General features: G+C 58.9%; 17 protein-coding genes. 14 read left to right on the top strand and 3 right to left on the bottom strand.

Annotated features, from left to right (window positions below; translation table 11 throughout):
• Positions 1-34 precede the first annotated feature (34 nt).
• The gene (locus tag QRN36_RS01755; protein ID WP_285422543.1) at positions 35-2,194 is read right to left on the bottom strand and encodes an HET-C-related protein; all 2,160 of its coding nucleotides are present in this window, start codon (positions 2,192-2,194) and stop codon (positions 35-37) included.
• 372 nt (positions 2,195-2,566) lie between these two features.
• Between QRN36_RS01755 and QRN36_RS01760 the strand changes: the two genes are divergently transcribed.
• The 10 genes from QRN36_RS01760 (at position 2,567) to QRN36_RS01805 (ending at position 16,305) form a co-directional block, all read left to right on the top strand.
• Positions 2,567-3,283, top strand: coding sequence for an SIMPL domain-containing protein (locus tag QRN36_RS01760; RefSeq protein ID WP_285422544.1), 717 nt, complete (start codon positions 2,567-2,569; stop codon positions 3,281-3,283).
• A gap of 296 nt (positions 3,284-3,579) precedes the next feature.
• Positions 3,580-5,178 (top strand): ABC transporter substrate-binding protein, encoded by a 1,599-nt coding sequence (locus tag QRN36_RS01765; protein ID WP_285422590.1) that lies wholly within the window; start codon positions 3,580-3,582, stop codon positions 5,176-5,178.
• Positions 5,179-5,462: 284 nt separating this feature from the next.
• Positions 5,463-7,091: an ABC transporter substrate-binding protein gene (locus QRN36_RS01770; RefSeq protein ID WP_285422545.1), complete on the top strand. Its 1,629-nt coding sequence runs from the start codon at positions 5,463-5,465 to the stop codon at positions 7,089-7,091.
• A 327-nt stretch (positions 7,092-7,418) separates the two neighbouring features.
• A complete protein-coding gene (locus QRN36_RS01775; RefSeq protein ID WP_285422546.1) occupies positions 7,419-9,020 on the top strand; it encodes an ABC transporter substrate-binding protein in 1,602 nt (533 codons plus the stop codon).
• 156 nt (positions 9,021-9,176) lie between these two features.
• Positions 9,177-10,565: an OprD family porin gene (locus tag QRN36_RS01780; RefSeq protein ID WP_285422547.1), complete on the top strand. Its 1,389-nt coding sequence runs from the start codon at positions 9,177-9,179 to the stop codon at positions 10,563-10,565.
• 88 nt (positions 10,566-10,653) lie between these two features.
• Positions 10,654-12,261 carry an ABC transporter substrate-binding protein gene (locus QRN36_RS01785; RefSeq protein WP_285422548.1) on the top strand — a complete coding sequence of 536 codons (1,608 nt, stop codon included), beginning with the start codon at positions 10,654-10,656 and terminating at the stop codon, positions 12,259-12,261.
• A gap of 156 nt (positions 12,262-12,417) precedes the next feature.
• Positions 12,418-13,428 carry an ABC transporter permease subunit gene (locus tag QRN36_RS01790; RefSeq protein WP_285422549.1) on the top strand — a complete coding sequence of 337 codons (1,011 nt, stop codon included), beginning with the start codon at positions 12,418-12,420 and terminating at the stop codon, positions 13,426-13,428.
• A gap of 12 nt (positions 13,429-13,440) precedes the next feature.
• Entirely contained in the window at positions 13,441-14,352 is a 912-nt protein-coding gene (locus tag QRN36_RS01795) for an ABC transporter permease subunit (RefSeq protein WP_285422550.1), read from the top strand.
• A gap of 10 nt (positions 14,353-14,362) precedes the next feature.
• On the top strand, positions 14,363-15,331 hold the full coding sequence (locus tag QRN36_RS01800) for an ABC transporter ATP-binding protein (RefSeq protein WP_285422551.1): 969 nt from the start codon (positions 14,363-14,365) through the stop codon (positions 15,329-15,331).
• Positions 15,331-16,305 carry a peptide ABC transporter ATP-binding protein gene (locus QRN36_RS01805; protein ID WP_285422552.1) on the top strand — a complete coding sequence of 325 codons (975 nt, stop codon included), beginning with the start codon at positions 15,331-15,333 and terminating at the stop codon, positions 16,303-16,305. Before QRN36_RS01800 ends, QRN36_RS01805 begins: the two co-directional genes overlap by 1 nt.
• A 226-nt stretch (positions 16,306-16,531) precedes the next feature.
• Here QRN36_RS01805 and QRN36_RS01810 read toward each other — a convergent pair whose 3' ends face one another.
• Together QRN36_RS01810 and QRN36_RS01815 are read right to left on the bottom strand one after the other, a co-directional pair.
• Complete coding sequence (locus QRN36_RS01810) at positions 16,532-19,093, bottom strand: sulfite reductase flavoprotein subunit alpha (RefSeq protein WP_285422591.1); 2,562 nt, start codon at positions 19,091-19,093, stop codon at positions 16,532-16,534.
• A gap of 445 nt (positions 19,094-19,538) precedes the next feature.
• The gene (locus QRN36_RS01815) at positions 19,539-21,791 is read right to left on the bottom strand and encodes a TonB-dependent siderophore receptor (protein ID WP_285422553.1); all 2,253 of its coding nucleotides are present in this window, start codon (positions 21,789-21,791) and stop codon (positions 19,539-19,541) included.
• Between the two features lie 193 nt (positions 21,792-21,984).
• Between QRN36_RS01815 and QRN36_RS01820 the strand changes: the two genes are divergently transcribed.
• The 4 genes from QRN36_RS01820 to QRN36_RS01835 all read left to right on the top strand — a co-directional run bounded on the left by QRN36_RS01820 (position 21,985) and on the right by QRN36_RS01835 (position 25,910).
• The gene (locus QRN36_RS01820; protein ID WP_285422554.1) at positions 21,985-22,665 is read left to right on the top strand and encodes a Fe2+-dependent dioxygenase; all 681 of its coding nucleotides are present in this window, start codon (positions 21,985-21,987) and stop codon (positions 22,663-22,665) included.
• Between the two features lie 2 nt (positions 22,666-22,667).
• A complete protein-coding gene (locus QRN36_RS01825; RefSeq protein ID WP_285422555.1) occupies positions 22,668-23,462 on the top strand; it encodes a tetratricopeptide repeat protein in 795 nt (264 codons plus the stop codon).
• A 260-nt stretch (positions 23,463-23,722) separates the two neighbouring features.
• Positions 23,723-24,910 (top strand): alpha-xenorhabdolysin family binary toxin subunit A, encoded by a 1,188-nt coding sequence (locus QRN36_RS01830; RefSeq protein ID WP_285422556.1) that lies wholly within the window; start codon positions 23,723-23,725, stop codon positions 24,908-24,910.
• 1 nt (position 24,911) lies between these two features.
• Complete coding sequence (locus tag QRN36_RS01835; protein ID WP_285422557.1) at positions 24,912-25,910, top strand: alpha-xenorhabdolysin family binary toxin subunit B; 999 nt, start codon at positions 24,912-24,914, stop codon at positions 25,908-25,910.
• The last annotated feature ends 98 nt before the right edge of the window (positions 25,911-26,008 follow it).

Raw genomic sequence — 26,008 nt, forward strand, 5'->3', positions numbered from 1 at the left:
GCTGCGGTGGATGGTCGCTTGGGCCGGGTCAGGTTCAGATGAGCTTAAGGTACTTGAGCACGTCCCGGGTCAGCTTGCCAGCCGGCGTCAGTGAGTTGATGATCCACAGCGGCGAATTCTTGTCCAGTAACTCGCCTCGCAGAAACATGAGATATGCCTTGCCGTCTTTTCCCATTTGATCGACTGCGGCACGTCTGGCACCGCAGATGGCCTTGTAAATCTCGAACAGCTCAGTCTTGGACTGGCTGCGGCGCAAGTCCTCGGGGTTGGCATTTGCCCACGCCGCGATTTCTGCGTCTTGCCAGTGACTGTTTTGCGGATGGCAAAAATACGCACTTGCTACTCGAACCGGGTCCGCGCTCTTGTCCCCTTCCCAGTAAGCCACCATCGCCGCAGCCACTTGCCCGACAGCGTGTGATGCCAAAGAACCTGCGAGCAGATGCAGCGGGTGTTCAGTGTGATCTTTCGCCAGCTGTGAGTGCGTGGGATCCGTAGAACCACTGTCATGTGGATCCTGTCCGTAGCGGGTTTGCCAATCATCAACGCGCTCACCGAATTGCTTGAGCATCTCCGTCATCACGATGCCCACGGCATTACCCACGACGACCGCAGGTCCTTGCAGATAGAGGGCGCAGCGCTGCAGAAACTCGACGAAGGGCAAACCCACCCACTCGTCACGAGTATCCAGATAAGCCTTGAATATCTCCAGATACCGGGGGTTGTGATGCTCCTCGAGCAAGATCATCAGAATCTGCTCGCGAGGACTGCGCTCTCCGGGCTTCAGTGGCTGGTAGGTGACATCTTCAGTGGAAAACAGTACCTCTCCCAAAGGACCGGCCACGCTGGCAAGCACATCGGTCGCGCCGAACATTCCGGTTACCAGTGGCAAACCGGCTTTGCAGTCCGCCGGGGAAGTCCATGGCACCACGGCTTCGTGGCCTGCTTTGATCAGACCGAGCTCGACGAAATTGGAATGAGCGAAGAAATCCTCCAGGACATGCAGCGCCGACCCGAAAGCGCGTAAACCCTGTGCGTTTTTCTTTTCCGTCATCGCGATTCGAAGCTCGCTCTGCATGAAGCTCACAGAGCGCCCGATGTATCGCTTCATCGATGTGTCGTAATCCACTTCCAGCAAGGGACTTCCGGGCATGACCAACGGCTCGAAATCCGGGTCGCGCGTGGTGCGATCCGGCGCACGGGTATCGATGGTCTTGGGGTTGTCGATGTGCTCGCTCGGGCGATACACACCAAGCTTGTCCGGGGTCACTGTGAACAGGTGCGCACTGTTGTGACGCAACCAGTTGAACCGCTTGATGGACAGCACGTCGACGATTCGGGTCAGGGCATCGCGGGACAGCACGTCGGGGAAGTTCTTCGGCATGCTCGCCGCGCGAACGATTTTCGGATCGAGCAATTGTGAGTAGTCACGCAGCCAGTTGCCGAAGTAAATGGCCTCGAGCTCGACGTCGCGAAACCCGAATGGCTTGAGTACTTCTTCGATTTGCAGGTGGGTCATTTTGCCGCCGTCGCCATCGCCTGCCTCGAACGCTTCGCGGTCAGGGTGCACGTGCGCTGCATCGGCCCTGTCGTAGTCGGCGCGGCATTTCTCGATGATGCGCATGCGCGCCATGTCCCAGTCCATCTGAACGTCGAACATCTCTTGACCGGGGCGCAAGCGATAGCGCGCGATCGTCACGCGCGGCGAAGAGGTTTGCCCGAGCACTGCCATCCAGAACGCAAAGCGCACGCCCTCCTCGCCTGGGGCATCAGGGGCTGATTGTCGTTTGCCGCCGGCGCGTGGGTGGACGTCACGGCGCAGGATGTTGTCGACGTGATGGCCAGACTCGTGAAGCAGGATATCGAGCAACGTCGTGTCATGTGCGTCGTCAAGGGCCAGGCTCACCGCCTTGCGGTCGATGCGGATGACACGCTCGCGGTTGTCATAGTCGGCGACTGGACCGCCCGCGGTGACGATGATCGGCGGGCTGGCAATCCGCCCGGCCAGCAAGTCCTCGCGAAACTGCAGGCAGGTGTCCGGACCAATATCGGTGCCGAAAATGGTGGTCACGATGCGCACGAAGGCGTCGGCTGAACGGGTTGCGGCGACCTTGGTGAACAGGTCCAGCGCGAATGTGCTGTGGAGATGCTCGTTGAGCGGATCTTCCGGGGGAGCGGTTGCGTATTGATAAGCCACGATGAATTCTTCCTTGAGTAATAGAGATGCGCTGGCCTCTGCCTGAAGTGGAGGACCGTTCCGTGCGCTGTCATGTCAGCGGGTAATCGCGAGGTGGATTGTCAGCCAGCACCGCAGATTCGCAAATCAGTCAAATCAACGGCTTGCGTAGGAGAGCGGGAATCGTGCGGCAGGGAAAACGCGGCCTGTGCCTGCGAAACGGGAGGCGCGAAAAGCGAAAGCGCCTGATCCCGATTGATGGCCTTTGCGCCCGTCGCCAGGCATCCTGCTGCGGCACGCCGGAACAAGATCCCGGGATTACAGTCTCATTGGCATCCGTCCGACAAGCGATGTCACATGCGCAACGGACGGCTCGCCAAACAAGGAGTTTTTATGCTCAGCCTTCGCCCCACCGCCACACTTTTCACCTTGGGCGTTCTCGCTCTGGCCAGCGCCCCGGTCATGGCCGATGAGGTCCATTACAACCAGGTTTCCGTGCGTGCCGAAGTCAATCAGGAGGTCCAGCGCGACCTGATGACCGTCACGCTTTACACCGAATCTCAGAATTCCGATCCCGCCAAACTGGCCGCCGGCATCACCGAAACCCTGAACAAGGCGCTCGGCGACGCACGCAAAGTCAAGGAAGTGACCATTCGCCAAGGCAGCCGCAACAGCTATCCGATCTATGACGACAAAGGTCAGAAAATCACCGGCTGGCGTGAACGCGCGGAACTGCGGCTGGAAAGCGCCGATTTCGCAGCCTTGTCGAAATTGACCGGCGACCTGCTGGGCGGTGACATGAAAATGGGCGGCATGGACTTCTCCATTTCCGACCCGGCTCGCAAAGCCAGCGAAGACACCCTGCTCAAAGACGCCGTGAGCGCCTTCAAGACCCGCGCGCAACTGGTCACCGACGCACTGGGTGGCAGTGGCTACAAACTGGTCAACCTGAATCTGAACACGTCGGGTTACCCGCAGCCGTACCTGCGTGCGCCGGTCATGATGATGAAAGCGGCACGCGGCGACGCAGCGCCCACACCGGATGTCGAAGCCGGCACCAGCCAGGTCAGCGTCACTGCGGACGGCGTGATCGAAGTCGCGATTCCCTGATGCAAAACGGCGGCAGCTCTGGCTGCCGCCGGTTCCTCCCTTCCCCTCACGCCGACGCCAAGCGCTTTTCTCTGAACGCCATGGCCTGGCTTGCCCTTGCCCTAGCCCTTGCCCTTGCCCTTGCCCTTGCCCTTGCCCTTGCCCACCGAGACAATCGCCGACTCGCACCTCGCTCAGTCATAAGGTTAGAACGTCGCGTGTCTTGTCGAGCCGATAAACGGTACGGCATGCTCTGCGGTCTATCATCAGCCCGATGACTCAGGCATTACATGAATGCCACACTTTATGAGGTTCACATGGAGAAAACCTTCAAGCCCCTGCTTCTGGCGGCGGCAATCGCGCTGAGCGCACCCTCCGTTCAGGCCGCCAGCACGCTGGTGTACTGCTCCGAGGCCAGTCCCGCCGGTTTCGACCCCAGCCAATACACCAGCGGCACCGAGTTCGATGCGTCAGCCGAAACCGTGTTCAACCGGCTGACCCAGTTCAAGCGCGGCGGCACGGATGTGGAACCCGGGCTGGCAACCCAATGGGAAGTGTCCGACGACGGTTTGACCTACACCTTTCACCTGCGGCCCGGCGTGAAATTCCACACCACGGACTATTTCAAACCCACCCGTGACTTCAATGCCGACGACGTTTTGTTCACCTTCAACCGGCTGCTCAACGCCGATGATCCATTTCGCAAGGCCTATCCGTCCGAGTCGCCCTACTTCACTGACATGGGCATGAACACCACGATCAAACAGGTCGAGAAAGTCGACGAGCAAACGGTCCGGTTTCATCTGAACAACATCGATGCCGCGTTCATCCAGAACCTGGCGATGAGCTTCGCGTCCATTCAGTCCGCCGAATACGCCGCGCAGTTGCTGAAAGAAGGCAAGGCCGGCGACATCAATCAGAAGCCGGTGGGCACCGGGCCGTTCGTGTTCAAGCGTTATCAGAAAGACGCCCAGATCCGCTACGCCGGCAACAAGGCGTACTGGAAGCCGGAAGACGTCAAGCTCGACAATCTGATCTTCTCGATCAATACCGATGCGGCCACACGTCTGCAGAAGCTCAAGACCGGCGAATGCCAGATCAGCGGCTACCCTCGCCCGCAGGATATCGAAGAGGCGCAGAAGGACCCGAATCTGAAGGTGCTGAGTCAGGCGGGCTTCAACCTGGGTTTCCTCGCGTACAACGTGACGCACAAGCCGCTGGATCAGCTGAAGGTCCGCCAGGCGCTGGACATGGCCATCGACAAGCCGGCGATCATCAAAGCGGTCTACCAGGGCGCGGGGCAGTTGGCGCAGAACGCCTTGCCACCGGCACAGTGGAGCTACGACCCGACCATCAAGGACGCGCCCCACGATCCCGAGAAAGCCAGGCAACTGCTCAAGGAAGCGGGCGTTGCGCCAGGCACGCAGATCAATCTATGGGCGATGACCGTACAGCGCGCCTCCAACCCGAACGCGCGCATGTCGGCGCAGATGATTCAGTCTGACTGGGCGAAGATCGGCATCAAGGCCAACATCGTCAGTTACGAATGGGGCGAGTACATCAAGCGCGCCAAGGCCGGCGAGCACGACGTGATGATCTACGGCTGGACAGGCGACAACGGCGATCCGGACAACTGGCTCGGCGTGCTCTACAGCTGCGCGGCGGTCAACGGCAGTAACTACGCCAAGTGGTGCAATACCGGTTACGACAAGCTGGTGACCCAGGCCAAACTGACCAGCAATCGCGACGAAAGGATCAAGCTGTATCAGCAAGCGCAGAACATCCTCAAGAACGACGTGCCGATCACGCCGATCGCCAATTCCAAGGTGTTCCAGCCGATGCGCAAGGAGGTGCAGGACTTCAAGCTGAGCCCGTTTGGCCTCACGCCCTTCTATGGGGTGAGCCTCGCCAAGTAGCACCGGCGAAAAGCAACAGCGAAGTAACACTTATGATACAAGCGGGTGCATTCGCAACGGCGCAATGCACCAGAAAAGCGCAACAAAAATATCGATATGCGACACGCAAACGTTCAACAGCGTCAGGAATTATAGTTTTGCGACATTCCTGTACGTTCGTGCCACTCTTTGACACTTCGTTGGCGCCAGCATCTTGCTTTGGGTATGGCGCCTGCATAAGTATCCTCGGGATCGGCCCAAAAGGCCGTACCCTCAATTAAAAAATGACAACAACTGAGGCCACCATGCTCAAAAAAGCGGTCATTCCGTTTCTTCTCGGCGCAGGTTTGATCGCCAGCGCTCCCTTCGCTCATGCAGCATCGAATCTGGTGTTCTGCTCCGAAGGCAGCCCCGCTGGTTTCGACCCAGGTCAATACACCACCGGTACCGACTTCGACGCTTCGGCCGAGACCGTTTTCAACCGTTTGAGCCAGTTCGAACGTGGCGGCACCGCTGTCATTCCTGGCCTGGCCACCAGCTGGGACGTGACCCCGGATGGCCTGACCTACACCTTCCATCTGCGTGAAGGCGTCAAGTTCCACACCACGCCGTACTTCAAACCGACTCGTACCTTCAATGCCGACGACGTGCTGTTCACGTTCAATCGCATGATCAACAAGGACGATCCGTTCCGTAAGGCGTACCCGACCGAGTTCCCGTACTTCACCGACATGGCGATGGACACCAACATCACCAAGATCGAGAAGATCGACGAGCACACCGTCAAGATGACGCTGGGCACTGTCGATGCCGCCTTCATCCAGAACCTGGCGATGAGCTTCGCGTCCATTCAGTCCGCTGAATATGCCGCCCAGTTGCTCAAGGAAGGCAAGGCCGAAGACATCAACCAGAAGCCGATCGGCACTGGCCCGTTCGTGTTCAAGAGCTACCAGAAAGACTCCAACATCCGCTTCACCGCGAACAAGGACTACTGGAAGCCTGAAGACGTCAAGATCGACAACCTGATTTTCGCCATCACCACCGACGCTTCGGTTCGTGCACAGAAGCTGAAAAAGGGCGAATGCCAGATCACCGCTTATCCACGTCCAGCGGACCTCGCGCCACTCAAGGCCGATCCTGCGCTGAAGATGCCTGATCAGGCTGGCTTCAACCTGGGTTACATCGCCTACAACACCCTGCCGACCATCAAAGGCGACTCCAAGCCGAACCCGCTGTCCAAGCTGGAAGTTCGTCAGGCGCTGGACATGGCGGTCGACAAGAAAGCGATCATCGACGCGGTCTACCAGGGCGCAGGCCAACTGGCCGTCAACGCCATGCCGCCGACCCAGTGGTCCTACGACACCACCATCAAAGATGCGCCGTTCGACGTCGCCAAAGCCAAGGAACTGCTGAAAAAGGCAGGCGTGGCTGAAGGCACCGAAATCACTCTGTGGGCGATGCCGGTTCAACGTCCGTACAACCCGAACGCCAAGCTGATGGCTGAAATGCTTCAGAACGACTGGAAGAAGATCGGCATCAACGCCAAGATCGTTTCCTACGAGTGGGGCGAGTACATCAAGCGCGCCAAGAACGGCGAAAACGGCGCGATGCTGATTGGCTGGAGCGGCGACAACGGTGACCCGGACAACTGGCTCGGCACCCTGTTCGGCTGCGACGCGGTCAACGGTAACAACTTCGCCAAGTGGTGCGACAAGCCGTTCGACACCTTGATCCACCAGGCCAAGGAAACCACCGATCAGGCCAAGCGGACCGAGCTGTACAAACAGGCTCAGCACTTGCTCAAAGACGCTGTCCCGATGACGCCTATCGCTCACTCGACTGTTTATCAGCCGATGCGCAAGGAAGTTCAGGACTTCAAGATCAGCCCATTCGGTCTGAACTCGTTCTACGGCGTGAGTGTAAGCGGTAAGTAATTTATCCATATGACTTCACGGTCGCGTTACCTTCGGGTATCGCGACCGTGTCGTTATGTGCGCACGATCTAAATGAAAATGAATATCGTTAGATGCGTAATCGATTGCAGTAGGATCTTGCCTACTAACAATATTCACTTTTCCTACAAACATTGAAGTATTCGTCACTGTTTACTGTGCGGCCAGACAGACATACCTTCTGACGCCCGCACCTGATATTTGTCGTCTATCTGAACGGCGGGGTTATCCCTGAACGTTAAATCCATTTGCGCAAACGATTGCCATGGGTTTTCCGGTCATTTCAGGTTATTCACGATAAGGATTGTCATGCGCAAAACTATTGTTGTTCCGTCGCTTTTAACTGTTGGGCTATTAGCCACTATTCCTGCGGTCCAGGCCGACACGAAAAGCCTGGTGTTCTGCTCCGAGGGCAGCCCCGCCGGCTTCGATATCGCGCAGTACACATCGGGCACCGACAACGATGCAGCAGAACCGATCTACAACCGCCTGGTCGAGTTCGAACGCGGGGAAACCAGCGTCGTGCCTGCTCTGGCGACGCGCTGGGACGTATCGGCGGACGGGCTGACCTACACGTTTCACTTGCGCGAAGGGGTGAAGTTCCACAGCAACAAGACCTTTACGCCAACGCGCGACTTCAATGCCGACGATGTTCTGTTCACTTTCAATCGCATGCTGCAGAAGGATCATCCATTCAGGGTCGCTTACCCGACGGAATTTCCTTACTTCACCAGCATGGGCCTGGATAAGAATATCAAGTCGATTGAAAAGTCCGGCCCGATGACGGTCGTCTTTACCTTGAACAAAGTCGACGCGGCATTCATCCAGAATGTGGCGATGAACTTCGCCTCCATTCTGTCGGCAGAATATGCTGACAAACTGATGGCATCGGGTAATGTTCGCGATATAAACCAATCCCCTATTGGTACCGGACCATTCGTATTTCAGCGTTATCAGAAAGACGCGCAGATCCGTTATGTGGCCAACAAACAGTTCTGGGATCCGGAGAGAGTGAAGATCGATCAATTGATTTTCGCCATCAATACCGATGCATCGGTGCGGGTGCAGAAACTCAAGCGCGATGAATGCCAGGTCACGTACAACCCAAGGCCCGCCGATGTGCAGGCGCTGAAGGCCGACAAGCAGTTGAAGGTCATTGAGAAGCCCGGCTTCAACCTGGGTTACATCTCCTACAACGTGCGGCATGCGCCACTGGATAACCTGCAGGTTCGCCAGGCGCTGGACATGGCCGTGAACAAGCCGGAGATCATCAAGGCGGTGTATCAAGGCGCCGGTCAGCTGGCGCAGAACGCCATGCCGCCGACCCAATGGTCCTTCGATGACACCGTCAAAGACGCGCCCTACAACCCTGAAAAAGCACGCGAGCTGCTGCGCGCGGCGGGTGTGAAGGAAGGGACTGAACTCACGCTTTGGGCCATGCCTGTCCAGCGCCCTTATAACCCCAACGCCAAGCTGATGGCGCAGATGCTTCAGGCGGACTGGGCGAAGGTGGGCATCAAGACGCGCATCGTCAGCTACGAGTGGGGCGAATACCTCAAACGCAGCAAAAACGGCGAGCACGACATCTCCCTGATCGGCTGGACCGGCGACAACGGCGATCCGGACAACTGGCTCGGCACGCTGTACAGCTGCGCGTCCATCGGCGGCAACAACTACTCGATGTGGTGCGACGAGAAATACGACGCGCTGATCAAGGCCGCCGTGGCCACCGCTGACAAGGACCAGCGCATCGGGCTTTACCAGCAAGCCCAGCATTACTTGAAGCAACAGGTCCCCATTACGCCGATTGCCCACTCGACCGTCAGTCAGCCACTGCGCGCCGAAGTCCAGGGATTCCAGGTGAGTCCGTTCGGTCGCAATAACTTCTCGGGCGTCAGCATCACCGAATAACCAGAAAAAAAGGCCAAGGGCGATGTTCGCCCTTTGGCACCGCTTTACCCGCATTCAGCGGACAGGAGCAACAAAGGCCCACGAGGCCGAACCATAAAGCGGGCTAAACCATAAAAAGCCCGCCTCTATAAAAGCAGTAAACGGGAGCTTCAAAACGTGAAAAAAGCCAGCACCGCTGTATTCGCCTTTTCCGCCATCGCGTTGAGCGTCGCGGCCCAGGCAGAGCCGACCAGTCAGGCGTTTGTACCGACCACACTGGCCACCACCAACGCCCAAAGCGAAGCGAAGGGTTTCCTGGAAGATTCGAAAATCACCGGATCGACCAGAAACTGGTACGCCAACGAACTGTTGCGTCGTGGTGGCAACTTCAGCCGCAGCGAAAACGGTGTCGTGGTCGATCGCGATCCACGCCGTATCAACTGGGTGCAAGGCACCATCGTTGATTACAGCTCGGGCTTCACCCAAGGCACGGTCGGCTTCGCAACGCAGATGGCGGTCTACAACGCCGTCGCGCTGGACCGTGACAAGGATGACCTGATGGGCGGCGCCAACCGTACTCTCACCAAGAACAACGGTGACGCAGTCGGTCAGTGGAGCAAGCTGGGCCTGGGCAACATCAAGGCACGCATCTCCAACACCACCCTGACCGCAGGCCGTCAGTCCCTGAACACACCGGTGCTGGCTTACATCGGCAACCGTGCGCTGCCTTCGAGCTTCGAGGGTGTGAGCATCCTCAGCGAAGAATTCAACAACCTGTCGTTCACTGCCGGCAGCTTCGACCGTGTGTCTCCGCGTTCCGAGCAGAGCCTGACCAAGTTCCGCTCCGAGTACACCGCCAACGCGAACATCGAAGCCGACCGTGTGGACATGGCCGGCATTGACTACAAGCCGTTCAACAGCCTGACCACCAGCTTCTACGCGTCCAATGTTCAGGACTTCTGGCACCAGTACTACTTCTCGTTCCTTCATGAGCTGGGCGACACCGACGTACTGGGCCTGTCCACCAACCTGAACTACTACAAGACCAAAGATTCCGGCTCGAAGAAAATGGGCCCGATCGACAACGACACCTACTCCCTGTCGTTGACCGCAACGCATAAGGCGCACAGCTTCAGCATCGCGTATCAGGAAGTCGAGGGCGACACCTACTTCGACTACGTGCACGACAGCAACGCCATCTTCCTGGCCAACTCCCTGCTCTCGGACTTCAACGGACCGAACGAGAAGTCGGTGCAACTGAGCTACTTGCTGAACATGGCCGACTACGGCGTGCCAGGCCTGAAGTTCAACCTCTACCAGGCCCGTGGCTTTGGAATCGACGGCTCTCACTACAGAGGCACAGCCTACGATGAGACCGGTCTCGATGGCACTGTCGCTCACTATGAATACGGTATCGGTACGTCCTACACAATGCAGTCGGGCCCGCTCAAAGCGTCGACCATGCGCGCGACATATACCACTCATCGAGCAAACTCGACCGCGCAAATCGACGGCAGCATCAACGAGTTCCGTCTGGTGACAACCATTCCGTTCAACATTCTGTAAATCAAAACCGACCGGTGCTTCAGGCGTTTCCCCAAGGGCCTGAAGCACCGGTCTACTCATGGCTTCATCACTTGCGGAGGGCGTTTACGTGAAATCGACATTCAAACTCGCAACATTACGCAACGCGGTCGCACTGGCGCTGTTCAGCGTCGCGGTCGGGGTTTCGGCCAAGCCTCTGGTGGTCTGCACCGAAGCCAGCCCGGAAGGCTTCGACACCGCGCTTTACACCACCGCCGTCACGGCCGACGCTGCGGCGGAAACCATTTACAACCGTCTGGTGGACTTCAAGCCCGGCACCACCGACATCGAGCCTGCGCTGGCCGAGAGCTGGGACATCAGTGAAGACGGCCTCAGTTACACGTTCCACCTGCGCAAAGGCGTCAAGTTCCACACCACCGAATCCTTCAAACCAACCCGCGACATGAATGCCGATGACGTGGTCTGGAGCTTCCAGCGTCAGCTGGACCCGAACCATCCGTGGCACAACCAGTCGCAGGTCGGCTATCCCTACTTCGAAAGCATGGGCTTCAAAGAGCTGCTCAAGAGCGTCGAGAAGGTTGACGACAACACCGTCAAATTCACCCTGACGCGTCGTGAAGCGCCATTCCTGGCCGACGTCGCGATGGCGTTCGCATCGGTTTACTCGGCTGAATACGCCGACCAGTTGCTCAAGACCAACAAGACCGATGAGCTGAACAGCCACCCGGTCGGCACCGGCCCGTTCGTCTTCCAGCGTTACGCCAAGGACGCTCAAGTGCGCTTCAAGGCCAACCCGGACTACTTCCGCGGCAAGCCGCCAGCCGACACGCTGGTGCTGGCCATCGCCACCGACAACAACGTGCGCCTGCAGAAACTCAAGGCGAACGAGTGCCAGATCGCGCTCTACCCCAAACCTGACGACATCCCGAGCATCAAGAAGGATGCAAATCTGAAGGTCGATGAGCTGGAGGCGATGACCACCGCCTACATCGCGATGAACACGACCCACAAGTACATGAGCGACGTACGCGTGCGCAAAGCCATCGACCTGGCCTTCGACAAAGAAGCCTATGTCAACGCGCTGTTCGGCAAGGGCAACGCGCTGGTGGGGGTCAACCCGTATCCGCCAACGCTGTTGGGTTACAACAAGGATCTGAAAAATCCGGCTCACGATCTGGACAAGGCCCGCGCCTTGCTGAAAGAAGCCGGCGTGCCCGAAGGCACCGTGTTGACCCTGTTCACGCGTAACGGTGGCGGTCCGACCAACCCGAATCCGATGCTGGGGGCACAGATGATGCAGGCGGATTTAGCGAAAGTCGGCATTAAGTTAGATATTCGCGTCATGGAATGGGGCGAAATGCTCAAACGCGCGAAAAACGGTGAACACGACATGGTGTCGGCAGGCTGGGCAGGTGACAATGGCGACCCTGATAACTTCCTGACCCCGAACCTGAGTTGCGAGGCCGCCAAAAACGGCGAAAACTACGCGCGCTGGTGCAATCAGAAGTTCCAGACGTTGATCGATCAGGCCCGGGAAAAAACCGACCCGGCCGAACGTGCCGCGCTCTACGAGCAGGCTCAAGCGGTCTTCAATCAGGATCAGCCATGGATCAGCATGGCGCACACCAAGATGTTCACTGCAATGCGCAAGAACGTAGAGGGCTACCACATCAGCCCTCTCACCACTAATAACTTCGCTACCACCCAAGTGAAGTAGAAGAAGAATCCGGCGGGCTCCTGGCTTGGAACGAAACGTTTTGACGCGAAGGTGAGGCTGTTTGAACGCAGCATCACCAAGTGTCGGACGTTTCGGACCCAGCCTGACAGAGACCCGCAGGAACACGCCTAACCGGCAGATGAGGTACACGAGAAGATGTTTAGTTTTATCGCTCGCCGAGTGGGGTTACTGATACCCACCTTCTTCGGCATCACCTTGCTGACCTTCGCCTTGATTCGTCTGATTCCAGGCGATCCAGTCGAAGTCATGATGGGTGAACGCCGGGTCGATCCGCAAATGCACGCCCAAGCCATGGAACGTCTTGGCCTGAACAAACCCCTTTATGCGCAATACATCGACTACGTCGGCAAGCTCGCCCATGGCGATCTCGGCGAGTCGCTGCGTACGCGCACGAGCGTGTGGACGGAATTCACATCGCTGTTCCCGGCAACACTGGAACTGTCGATTGCGGCGCTGATATTCGCTGGCATCCTCGGGCTTCTGGCCGGGGTTATCGCGGCCCTCAAACGAGGGTCCCTGTTCGACCATGGGGTCATGGGTGTTTCGCTTGCGGGATACTCGATGCCGATCTTCTGGTGGGGCCTGATTCTGATCATGTTCTTCTCGGTGACGCTGGGCTGGACCCCGGTGTCCGGGCGTATCGACCTCTTGTACGACATCGAGCCGAAAACCGGCTTCATGCTGATCGATACCCTGCTCAGCGATGAAGAAGGCGCATTCATGGACGCACTGCGTCACCTGATTCTGCCGGCCATCGTGCTGGGCACCATCCCGCTGGCGGTCATCGCCCGGATGACCCGCTCCTCGATGCTCGAAGTGCTGCGTGAAGACTACGTGCGTACCGCGCGGGCCAAAGGCCTGTCGCCGGCTCGCGTGGTGTTCGTGCACGGCCTGCGCAACGCGCTGATCCCGGTGCTGACCGTTTTCGGTCTGCAAGTGGGCACGCTGCTCGCCGGTGCGGTACTGACCGAAACGATCTTCTCCTGGCCGGGTATCGGCAAATGGCTCATCGAGGCCATCGGCGCCCGCGACTACCCTGTCGTGCAGAACGGCATCCTGTTAATCGCCTGCCTGGTGATTCTGGTCAACTTCGTAGTGGACATCCTCTACGGCTTTGCCAACCCACGCATTCGTCACCAGCGCTGAGATCACTTTTTTATGAGCACACCTACTCCCGTAGTAGCAGTCGATCAAAGCCTGCTCTACCCGTCCGTATACAAAGAGTTCTGGCAGCATTTCGCCAAGAACAAAGGCGCCGTGGCCGGTCTGGCATTCATGCTGCTGATCGTGTTCTGCGCCATCTTCGCGCCATGGGTCGCGCCTCACGACCCGAGCGAGCAATACCGCGACTTCCTGCTCACCCCGCCGGTCTGGCTGGAAGGCGGTCAGTGGCAGTTCCTGCTGGGCACCGACGAACTGGGCCGCGACCTGCTGTCGCGACTGATCCAGGGCTCGCGCCTGTCGCTGCTGATCGGTCTGTCGTCGGTGGTGATGTCGCTGATTCCGGGGATCCTCATGGGTCTGCTGGCCGGTTTCTTCCCCAAAGTGCTTGGCCCGACGATCATGCGCCTGATGGACATCATGCTGGCGCTGCCATCGCTGTTGCTGGCAGTGGCCATCGTCGCGATCCTCGGCCCTGGCCTGATCAACACCGTGATCGCCATTGCGATCGTCTCGCTGCCGTCGTATGTCCGCCTGACCCGTGCTGCGGTGATGGGCGAACTGAACCGCGACTACGTGACCGCTGCCCGTCTGGCCGGCGCCACGTTGCCGCGCCTGATGTTCATCACCGTGCTGCCCAACTGCATGGCGCCGCTGATCGTTCAGGCAACCTTGAGCTTCTCCTCGGCAATCCTCGATGCCGCGGCGCTGGGCTTCCTGGGTCTGGGTGTGCAACCGCCGACGCCTGAGTGGGGCACCATGCTCGCTTCGGCCCGCGACTACATCGAACGCGCCTGGTGGGTGGTGAGCCTTCCGGGTCTGACCATTTTGCTCAGCGTGCTGGCAATCAACCTGATGGGCGACGGTCTGCGCGATGCGCTGGACCCGAAACTCAAGAACGCCGCCTGAGGACGTCCGAATGCCACTTTTACAAATCAAGAACCTCAACGTTCGCTTCGGCGATGCCAACGCCACGCCGGTTGTCGATGGCCTGGACCTGGCCGTGGACAAAGGCGAAGTGCTGGCGATCGTCGGCGAGTCGGGCTCGGGCAAATCCGTGACCATGATGGCGCTGATGGGCCTGATCGATCATCCCGGCATCGTCACTGCCGACGCCTTGACCTTCGACGGCAAGGACATGCTCAAGCTCAACCCGCGTCAGCGTCGTCAGATCGTCGGCAAGGACCTGTCGATGGTGTTCCAGGACCCGATGACTGCGCTGAACCCCAGCTACACCGTCGGTTTCCAGATCAAGGAAGTGCTCAAGCAGCACCTGGGCCTGTCGGGCAAAGCCGCGCATCAACGTGCGCTGGAACTGCTGCAGAAGGTCGAGATTCCGGGCGCCGCGCAGCGTCTGGATGCTTACCCGCACCAACTGTCCGGCGGCATGAGCCAACGTGTCGCGATCGCCATGGCGATTGCCGGCGAGCCCAAGCTGCTGATCGCCGACGAACCGACCACGGCACTGGACGTGACCATTCAGGCGCAGATCATGGACCTGCTGCTGGCGTTGCAAAAAGAGCAGGACATGGCGCTGGTCCTCATTACCCACGACCTGGCGGTGGTTGCCGAAACGGCGCAGCGCGTCTGCGTGATGTATGCAGGCCAGGCGGTTGAAGTCGGTCAGGTCCCCGGCCTGTTCGACGTCCCGGCCCATCCGTACAGCGAAGCGCTGTTGGCGGCGATTCCCGAGCACAGCATGGGCGCCGCGCGCCTGTCGACGCTGCCGGGGATCGTGCCCGGTCGTTACGACCGCCCAAGCGGGTGCCTGCTGTCGCCGCGCTGCCCGTACGTTCAAGACAAATGCCGCCAGCAACGCCCAGCCCTGGACCCTAAAGCCCAGAGCCTGGCGCGTTGCTTCTTTCCGCTGAATCAGGAGGTGGCGTGATGAGCGAAATCGTACTGACCGCCCGTGACCTTACTCGTCACTACGATGTATCCCGTGGTCTGTTCAAGCCACACGCAACCGTTCGCGCCCTCAACGGCGTGTCGTTCGAACTCGAAGCCGGCAAGACCCTGGCCGTCGTGGGCGAATCAGGTTGCGGCAAATCCACCCTCGCCCGCGCTTTGACCTTGATCGAGGAGCCGTCGTCGGGCTCGCTGAAAATCGCCGGCCAGGAAGTGGCCGGCGCGACCAAGGCACAACGCAAGCAACTGCGCAAAGACGTGCAGATGGTGTTCCAGAGCCCGTACGCATCGCTGAACCCGCGTCAGAAGATTGGTGATCAACTGGGCGAGCCGCTGCTGATCAACACCAGTCTGTCGGCGGCCGAACGTCGCGAGAAAGTGCAGGCGATGATGAAACAGGTCGGTCTGCGGCCTGAGCATTACCAACGTTATCCGCACATGTTCTCCGGTGGTCAGCGTCAGCGTATTGCGCTGGCCAGGGCGATGATGCTGCAGCCCAAGGTGCTGGTGGCGGACGAGCCGACCTCCGCGCTGGACGTGTCGATTCAGGCGCAGGTGCTGAACCTGTTCATGGATCTGCAGCAGGAATTCAACACCGGTTATGTGTTCATTTCGCACAACCTGGCGGTGGTGCGTCATGTGGCGGATACCGTGCTGGTGATGTACCTGGGCAGGCCTGCGGAAATGGGGCCGAAGGAGGAGATTTATAACCGTCCGCTGCACCCGTACACCCAGGCGCTGCTGTCGGCCACGCCGACGATCCATCCGGATCCGTCGAAGCCGAAGATCAAGATCGTCGGCGAGCTGCCTAACCCGCTCAATCCGCCTTCGGGCTGCGCGTTCCACAAGCGTTGCCCTTACGCGACAGAGCGTTGCAGCACCGAAGTCCCTGAACTGCGCACGGTGGACAACCGCCAGGTCGCGTGTCATTACGCGGAGCAGTTCGTGGCGTAACGTGCTGCTGATTGCTGAGTGAGCAAAGGCCGTTGCGTGTGAGCGCAACGGCCTTTTTTGTTTCAGTGCTCCGCCCCGAAATAGGGGGATTGTCGGATGTTCAGAGGTGGTCGGTTTTACGACTGCTGCGCAGCCGATCGTCCGAGTGCGGCCCAGAGCAAGCGCGCTCCTGCAAGGGTTATGTGGCACTGACGGATCTCGGGAACGGGCCACAACACCTTGTGGATCAATACACGTCCCGCCGATACCGTCCTTGCTCGATCAGGGTCTGTACGCCCTCTTCACCCAGCAGGGCGTTCAATGTCCCATCGACGCCTGTGGCCATGCCCTCGAGACTGCCGCAGATGTAGATGACGGCGCCCTCGGCCACCCAGCGACGCAGCTCTTCAGCGGCCTCGCGCAGGCGATCCTGAACATAGATTTTCTCGGCCTGATCACGTGAAAACGCCAGGTCCATGCGCGCCAGATCGCCCGACGCCAGCCAGCCTTTCAACTCACTGGCGCAGTGAAAATCATGCGCGGCGTTGCGCTCACCAAACAGCAGCCAGTTACGCCGCTCCCCTTGAGCGATGCGAGCTTTGAGCAGGCTGCGCAAGCCCGCAAGCCCGGTGCCGTTGCCGATCAGAATCATCGGCACCGACTCGCTCGGCAGGTGGAAAGCGCTGTTGCGACGCACCCGCAGACTGACCGAAGCCCCCACGGCGGCATGCTCGGTCAACCACCCGGAGCCCAGCCCGATGCTGCCATCCGGGTGCCGTTCCTGACGCACGATCAACTCCAGCGAGCCGTCTTCGGGCATCGACGCGATCGAATACTCGCGCATCGCCAACGGCACCAACGCATCTACCAGCGCCTGCGCATGCAGACCGACCAGATGACTGCGACTGGCCGGCAACTGGCGACTGAGCAGCGCCTGGCCGAGCGTCTCGTTCAGACCCTCGACCTGAACCGGCGTATCTGCCGCGATGCCGAGCCCGGCAAGGAAGTGCTCGACTGCCGCCTGCGCGTTACGCGGAAGTACCTCGACCAGATCGCCGGCTTCCCACCGCGTACCGGACGTCGACGTCAGGCGCAGCAAGAACACCTTGGAGCCGACACTGCCGACGTTGAGCCAGTCGCGCTGACTCAACGTCCAATGCTCGTACTCGGAGGCTTTCCAGGCTGCGGGTGGCGTCGATCCAGTCAACTCGCCCAGTTGCTGCTGCCAGTGTTGCAAAGCAGCGCTGTCGCCACTGTCCACTTCGACCGGCGCGAACAATGTGCTGCCGCCGCGCTCGGCCAGCCAGCCGTGCAGGCGCTGGGCAAAACCGCAGAAATGCTGATATTGCCGATCGCCAAGGCCCAGCACCGCGTAGTTGAGCTTTTCCAGCGACAGCGGTCGCCCTAGCAGCTTGCGCTCAAAACCGCGAGCGCTGTCGGGAGCTTCGCCGTCGCCGAAAGTGCTGACCACAAACAGCGCGTTATGGCTCTGGTTGAGGTCTTGCTCGGTCATGTCCGCCAGAGGCTGCACGCGCACCGGCAGCCCCGCCGACTGCAGTTGCCCGGCGGTCTGCCAGGCCAGTTGCTCGGCGAACCCACTCTGGCTGGCGAAGCCGATCAACCAGGCCGGTCCCTGACTGCCATAGGCCGCCGTGCTGCTCGCCACCTCGCCACGGGCCGCACGGATCTCGCGTTTCTTGCGACGACGATCCAGATACAACAGCCAGCCTGTGATGAAAAACAGCGGCATCAACAGCGCCGCGACCGTGATGACGATCCGCCCGGTCAGGCCGAAGTAGCTGCCGGTGTGCAATGCGTAGTTACTGACCAGCAATTGCGCGCCGACGCCTTTGTCCGCGTAACGCGACACGGCCTTGAGCTGCCCGCTGACAGGATCGAGCGTCATCTGGTTCAGCGCGCGCGGATGCGGTGCGTCCTTGAGAAGGTAGAACACCGTCGCCATCTGTCCTGGCGCCTGAGGCATGCGCAGGTTGTAGGTCTTCAGGTCCGGCCCGGCCGTCTTCTGGAGGGTCTGCCAGATCGCGTCATAATCGGGGACAAGCGCCTCGACCGGCGCAACGTCCCTGGAAGCAGGCCCCGGACGCGGGCCACCGCCACCACGACGCTGCTCGCCCGCGACAGGCGGGTCGCCGATCAGCTTGGTCATGCCGTTGTTGAACCAGTCGTAAGACCACATCAGGCCGGTGACGGCCAGCAACAGATAGACGATCAGGCACCAGGTGCCGAACACCGAATGCAGGTCCCAATTGAAACTGCGTCCCTTCTTCGCCCAGTCCAGCGTCAGCCACACGCGCCAGTTCAGCGCCTGGCGCGGCCAGCGCAGGTACAGCCCTGACAGGCAGAAGAACACCAGAATCAGCGTGCAGGCCGCCGTCACTTGTTTGCCGTACTCGCCGGCAGCAAGGAAGCGGTGCAGGTTGAGCACGAAACCGAAGAAATCCTGGCCTGTTGCGTCCTCGGTGAACGCTCCGGTGTAGGGATCGAAATTGTGCATCTGGCCCCTACGCTCGCCCGGTGCGGGCTTGAACCAGACCTGAGCGATCCGGTCACTGTCGACCTCGACGCGAAACATCGAAACGGTGTCATGGCCCTGCGCCTCGACCTTGCGGACCATGTCGGCCAGCGAAAGCTGATGATCGCCCGGCTGGACGAACAGGGTCTCGGGGTTGAGTGCGTCGATGATCTCGTCTTCGAACGAATAGATGGCCCCGGTGATGCCCATCAGGGCAAGGACCAGACCGGCCGTGATGCCGAAGAACCAGTGGACTTGAAACAGGACTTTCTTCAACACCCTCGATCACCTCGATAACCCGCTACGGCGCGCATTATGCGCAGAAACGGCATGTATTCTCATCTGTGGCTGATTCTTAATGCAAAACTGCGGGAGTCAGCATGCTCACGAAAACATCGGTTCAGGCGCTGCAAATTCCGGCGACTGCTCCGACCCTTTCGCGAGCAAGCTCGCTCCTACAGGAGATGAATCTGTCCTGACCCACCGCAGTCGACCGACTCGCGCAAGACTTGTGGGAGTGAGCCGACTATTTATAAAGCCCCCTGCGATCAACGGCGTAACGCCCGACGCCTTCCCGGCTAAAGCCGATCCTACGAAACTTGCAGCGTCTGTAGGACCGGCTTCAGCCGGGAAGAGGCCGGGGCATGCCGTCAGGTGCAGTGGTTGGCAATCAGCCTTCGCGAGCACGCTCGCACCCACAAAGGCTGGATGCGCTGCCAGATCAGAAGTGGAAGCTGGCGCTCATCAGCGCGGTCCGGCCGGCAGCCATGTGCGCATAGTGAGTGGTGAACACCTGATCGTAGTAGCGCTTGTCGGTCAGGTTTTGCACGTTCAGCTGCAGGTCGACGTTCTTGGTAAGCGCGTAGGTTGCCATGGCGTCATAGCGCCAGTAAGACGGGACTTCCACCGAGTTGGCCTCGTTACCAAAACGCGAATCCACGAAGGTCGCACCGCCGCCGACTGTCAGCTTTGGAAGCAGCTCATAGGTCGACCAGAAGTTGAAGTTATTACGCGGCGTGCTCGGCATATGATTGCCCTCGTCGGCCTGGTTGCTTGCCTTGACGATCTCGCTCTCCATATACGTGTATCCGCCATACACCTTCCACTTGCTGGTGATGTTGCCGCTGTAGGTCAACTCCAGACCATCGACGCGCTGCTCGCCGTCAAGCACCTGGAAGGTCGCGTTGTCGGGGTCGGTGATCCGCGCGTTGGTTTTTTCGGTGCGGAACAGCGCTGCGGTCAGCGACAGGTTGTCGTCGAAGAAGTCCCACTTGGTACCGATTTCATAATTGCGGTTCTTTTCCGGATCGAGGTTGGCGTTGTTCGCCGCAATCTCCAGACCGCCGTTACCGCTGGTTTCCCCGGACGGGTTGCTGGATGTCGACCATGCGGCATACACACTGCCGTTCGGCAGCGGCTTGTAAGTGACGCCCACCTGATAGTTCCACAGCTGGCTGGTGTTCTCGCGTTTGAAATTTCCGGCGACGCTGCCCCGGCCGCCAGTGCTGTAACCGCTCGAGCGCACTTCGTAATCGTCGTAACGCAGACCCAGGTTCAAGGACCACTGATCATTGAACTTCAACGTGTCGAACACATAGCCCGCGCTGGTCTTGGTATCGGTATCGGTGTAAGCGAGGCTGTCAGTGATCTGACCGTCCCACGAGTCTTTCGGTGACGGGTCATACAGGCTGGTGCAGTTTCCCGAAGCCAGCAGTGCCGGGGTACAGGTGGAGCCAATGGTCCCACCGCTCGCGGACAGCACGTTGTAGCCGCGGTTGTGAGTGTCCTGATACGAGAATTCGATACCGGTGACGAGGCTGTGCTCTACGAAACCGGTGTTGAACTTCGCCTGAAGATCCGTCTGGTTGACGAAACCGCTGGAGGTCGAGTTGCGGCTCTTGGCGGAGCGCGAGACCAGCCCGTTTGCCACGTTGCCCCGGCTGTCGTCGGGGTTGGTGACAATGTAATCCAGGGTCGAGCGCGACATGCGGAAGCTGTTGGAGAGGGTCAGATTCTCATTGAGGTCATGTTCGATGCGGAACGTGCCGCTGTCGTTGACGCTCTTGCGATAATCGCGATCAGTCAGTCCATAGAAGTTGTTTTCGTTGACGTGCGCCGGCTTGTCCACCACGTATTTGCTGCGACCGGGCGTGTTAGTCAGCGGAATGCCGTAGTCAGGCATGTCGTCGGTGGACAGATGGTAGTAGTCGAGCTTGACCCGCGTGTCTGTCCCCAGTCCGAAGGCGAACGACGGCGCGAAGCCCCAGCGACTCACGTCGACGTCGTTACGACCGGCCACGTTGGCGTCGTGCTTCATCAGGTTGAGGCGAACGGCAGAGGAGTCGGTCATCTGCTTGTTGACGTCCAGCGTATAGCGTTGCGTCTGATCAGAGCCGAAGGTGTAGCCGCCGTTGTAAGCGTCGCCCAGATGAGCGCCTTTGGTAATCAGGTTCAGGCTGCCGCCGGTCGATCCGGCACCGGTAAAGGCAGAGCCCGGACCTTTGCTCACTTCAACCGACTCGACGTTGAAGATTTCGCGGCTTTGAGCAGCCACGTCGCGCATGCCGTCGATGAACACGTCGCTTTCGGCGTTGAAGCCACGAATGATGGGGCGGTCTGCGTTCGGGTTGCCGCCCTCGCCTGCACCGAATGTGATGCCCGGGGTAGTACGCAGCGCGTCAGCCAGACTTGTTGCGGCTGTGTCGCGGATCACTTGTTGCGGGATGACCGTCACGCTTTTAGGCGTTTCCCGCAATGGAGCGGTGTACTTTTTCGATGTCGATTCATCGGTCCGGTAGGAGGTCTGCGCCCGCTCGCCATCGATGGTCGTGGCGCCGATATTGAGCGCGTTGTCGGACGAGGCTTCAGCCGCCTGGGCCATGTGGGCAGCTGACATCGCTGCAATGGCAACGCCCACTGCGCCGGTGATGGAACGCGACGTGAGTACGGATGCTGGTTGTGATTGGCGCGACATTTTTCCTTCCCCAAGGAATACTGAGGCCGCGGAGAATATTTGAGACTGATTCGCATTCGTAGAAAACTTACAATCTTTACAATTTCGCTTTACGAATTTTTCACCGCCATTTGTCTACGCGCGCCCGCAGGGTTTTACACAGTCAATAAGAATCACTACCATTCGCCCTCTTTCGATCCAGAGTCGCGATGCCATGCTGTTACACATTCCCGGCCTGTTCACCCCTGAGGAAGTGCTGCGCATACGCGAGGCTCTCACGCAAACCGAGTGGGCGGACGGCAAGATCACCGCCGGGCATCAATCGGCAAAGGCCAAGCGCAACCTGCAACTGCCCGAAGGCCACCCGCTGGCGGTGGAAATCGGCACGGCCATGCTCGAACGGCTCTGGCAGAACCCGCTGTTCATGTCCGCCGCGCTGCCCCACAAAGTCTTCCCGCCCTTGATCAACTGCTACACCGGCGGCGGCAGCTTCGATTTCCACATCGACAATGCCGTGCGGCAAAGCAAAGGCAGTGTCGAACGTGTGCGTACCGACCTGTCGTCGACGCTGTTCTTCAGCGAGCCCGAGGACTACGACGGCGGCGAACTGGTGATTCAGGACACCTTCGGCACCCGGCAAGTCAAACTGCCCGCCGGCGACATGCTGCTCTACCCTGCCACCAGCCTGCACAAGGTCAACGCCGTCACCCGCGGTGCGCGTTACGCCTCGTTCTTCTGGACGCAAAGCCTGGTCCGCGATGACGGCCACCGCACGTTGCTGTTCGAGATGGACAACGCCATCCAGCAACTCAGTCGCGACGTGCCTGATCATCCGTCCCTGATTCAGCTCACCGGCACTTATCACAACCTGTTGCGTCAGTGGGTCGAGGTTTGACGATGGGCTGGAATCTGCGACGTGAGGAAGTCCTCGATGGCGAGCAGCTGCGCGCGATGCTGGAGGAAAATCCGGCGAGCGCGGCGCGGGCGATCCTGATCGCTGCGCAACAGAACATCGTCGATGCTCAGGCGCTGCTCGGGCAGATCCTGCTCGACGGAAGCGGGATCGAGCAAGATGCGGCGCTGGCGCTGACCTGGTTCCAGATCGCAGCACGCAACGGCCACGTGATGTCGCACAACATGCTGGGGCGCTGCCATGAACATGGCTGGGGCTGCGAGCCCGACGTCGCCAAGGCTGCCGAGCATTACCGGGTTGCGGCGGAATCCGGGCTCGACTGGGGCTTTTACAACTACGGCAACCTGCTGGCAACCGGGCGCGGCGTCAACAAAGACCAGGCACGCGCCCTCGCCTGCTATCGCAAGGCTGCACAGATGGGCCACGCAAAGTCGATGAACCTGCTGGGGCGCTACCTGGAAGAAGGCGTGTGCTGCGAACAGGATCTGGCAGGCGCTTACGACTGGTATCGGCGTTCTGCCGAGGGCGGCGACTTCCGCGGACAGTTCAGCCACGCCGCGGTGCTGGCCGAACAAGGCCGGGTCGAGGAAGCCGTCGAATGGCTGGAAACCGCGTTAAGCATCGGCAACCTCAACTTTCTGCGTGTCAGTCGCCAGGTGCTGCTCTCTTCCCGGCATCCCGAAATCCGTTTACTGGCGCGGGATTACCATGCAAAAGCGGCACACCTGGGGGACGAAACGGACGCTGCCAAATATCGTGACCTCTTGAATGGCTCATAACGGCCAATTGTAAGTTCCATTTTCGAAATTCCGCCCTGTAAAGCGCGTCAAACACCACGAAAGTACGGGTTTCAGAGGAGTTGCCGGGCGCAACTTCTCAGTGACTGGAATTCTCCTACAGACTTAAACCTGTTTTCCACTTTGACCTCTGCAAAAGCACAACTTACTCTCCTGTTCGTGCAGACAACTTTACCCGCCTGCATCCGGAGCGTTGACGAACTTCGGAAAAAGTAACGAGACATCATTAAAGGACTAATGATATGTCACAAGCAGAAAAAGACCTTTCAACCGATGCGGCCACAGACCCTGTGGCACTTTTCAGTTCATCCGTTGCAACGCCTGAGCGCGATGCTCGGGATTCTGGGCTGTTATTGACCAAAGACCAGGTCAAAAAACTCAAGAAGTATGAAATAGCCGGACTGGCGCTTCCCACCGACCTGAAGGATGTCATTGCCTATCTGGGCTATGAGTCCGGGGCTGGCAGCGGTCTGGAAGCGAGGGACTTTCAAGAAACGTTTCAACTCGTGAACGGCCACGCCCGACTCTGGAATCCACTGCGCACGGATATGCTGACCGTCAATGACGAACTTGTGGTATTCGCTGGATCAATGCAGGTCTATGGCGAAAGCATGAACGACGTATTCAAAGATATCGCCACACTTGACCTGATCGAAAAACACGACATCAAAACACTTCAGGACCTGCGCAACGTCGAAATGGAGCTAGGGATCAAGTTTCCCGGCATCGAAAAAACGGACCGCGAAGACCTGGGTTATTACCTCAACCAAATACTTGCAAAAGTTAATAAACGACAGGACGAAGCATTCAACATAAAACGACGGCTGGACGCATTCGGCAAGCAACTGGCCGAAGAAGTCGGCCCGGCCATCAAGCTCAAACTGTCTTTGATTGACAACAACTCTCTGGGCAGCGAAATCAAAGCGCTGCAGGTAAAAATCGATAACCGCGCGACGGATATCGAGGAGAAGAACAAAGAATACAAAGAGCTGGTGAAGCAAGCCATCGGCGCGGTGGTCGGTAATTTGATCATGATGATCTACTCCAGCGTCGAGGCTGAGAAGATCCGAAAGGAACGCAACAAGCTCTCGGAAGAACAGGAAAAAGACCTTGCGCTGATGGCGGAGAAAAACAAGATCCTGGCAGCGTTGGGCCGTGTCCGAATGGACTTTCAGAACCTCGATCTGATTGTCATCGATGCCGACATCGCCACTAAAAACCTCATCAGCGTCTGGAACTCGCTCAGCACATTCATCGCCGCTTCCGCCGAAGAAGTCAAAAAAATTGAAGACGGGCTCTCCCTGCGCAGATTCCGCAACCAATTCAATCTGGTGGTCAAGCCCTGGGAAACCATCGAGGTCGATGCCGAAAAACTGCGAGACGTGTTCGCTGCAGCCGACCGCGAATTCAAAGAAGAATACGGAGTTTAAAATGAACAATATTTCTCAATTTCCAAGTGCCATCGACTACCCGACGCTGAATCCGAAAGCGGTTCGAGAGACGAGAAGCAAAGCCAATGCTGCGACCGTTGAAGTCAAACGTCTATTCATTCAGACACAGTACCTTCCTTCTCTGCACAGCCGCGTCTCTGAACAGAATGATGCGCTGTGTACCGCTGACTCTGAACTTCGCGAGACCGTTGAATCACTGAACACCAAAATGGGTATTCAGATTGACACGATCCGAGGGCTTCAATCCGAGCTACGCGATGCGCCTGAATCTGACCATGAAGATATCATTGAAGACATCACCCTTCGGGTTCAAGAGGTCATGGAAACTGTGAGCCAAAAGGAGCGGGCGCTCAAAGAGCTTATTCCTGCCATGGCTGCTCCACTCGATCGCATGGCCACGGGGAAATACGTCACTCAGCTCGAAGCAGAATTGACGCGCCTGCCGGCAGAAGTCCTCGAAATCAAGGCACGTCAGGACGCACTGGAAACGAAACGCAAGGCGCTGACTGACGCGATGACGCTGATCGAAGCCAAGGGCTTTACCCAAGTCGCAAAAGAGGCAGCGTTGACCACTCAGGAACTGGCCAAACTGGGAATGGCTCCGCCTGAGGTGCAGGCAGTACAAGCGGCTATTGATCTGGCCACGCAGGTCCTGGAGCGGGCCGAGAGCCTGATCAATTATGTGAGCATGATCGAAGCCCGTGACACGCTGCGTAAACGGATCAACGATCTTGTCGACAGCACGTCTGAGAAGACCGAAGAACTGCGTCTGGCGACGTCGAAAAAAGAACTGATCACCGAGTCCCATCATTTCGACGATCAGCGAGCGCAGTACGTTGCCGAGTTCGAAAAATACATCATGGCCACCGCCTCATTTCTGAGCACTCACAGCACGGTCAACTGTGCTGATCAGGACAGTGTCGCTCAGTTTGGCGCGGACGTATTGTCGCTCGCGAAGCATCTGAAGGTCATGGCCTGACTTCATCCGCTCATGCGCAAAGTGCGGCCGGGAAGTTCAAGGATGTTCGTCCCGGCCGCATCCCCGGAGTGCACGGGTCATGGCTGCGCTCTGCGTCG

Origin of the sequence: Pseudomonas sp. efr-133-TYG-103a, from assembly GCF_030209235.1 — a bacterium.
GTDB lineage: Bacteria > Pseudomonadota > Gammaproteobacteria > Pseudomonadales > Pseudomonadaceae > Aquipseudomonas.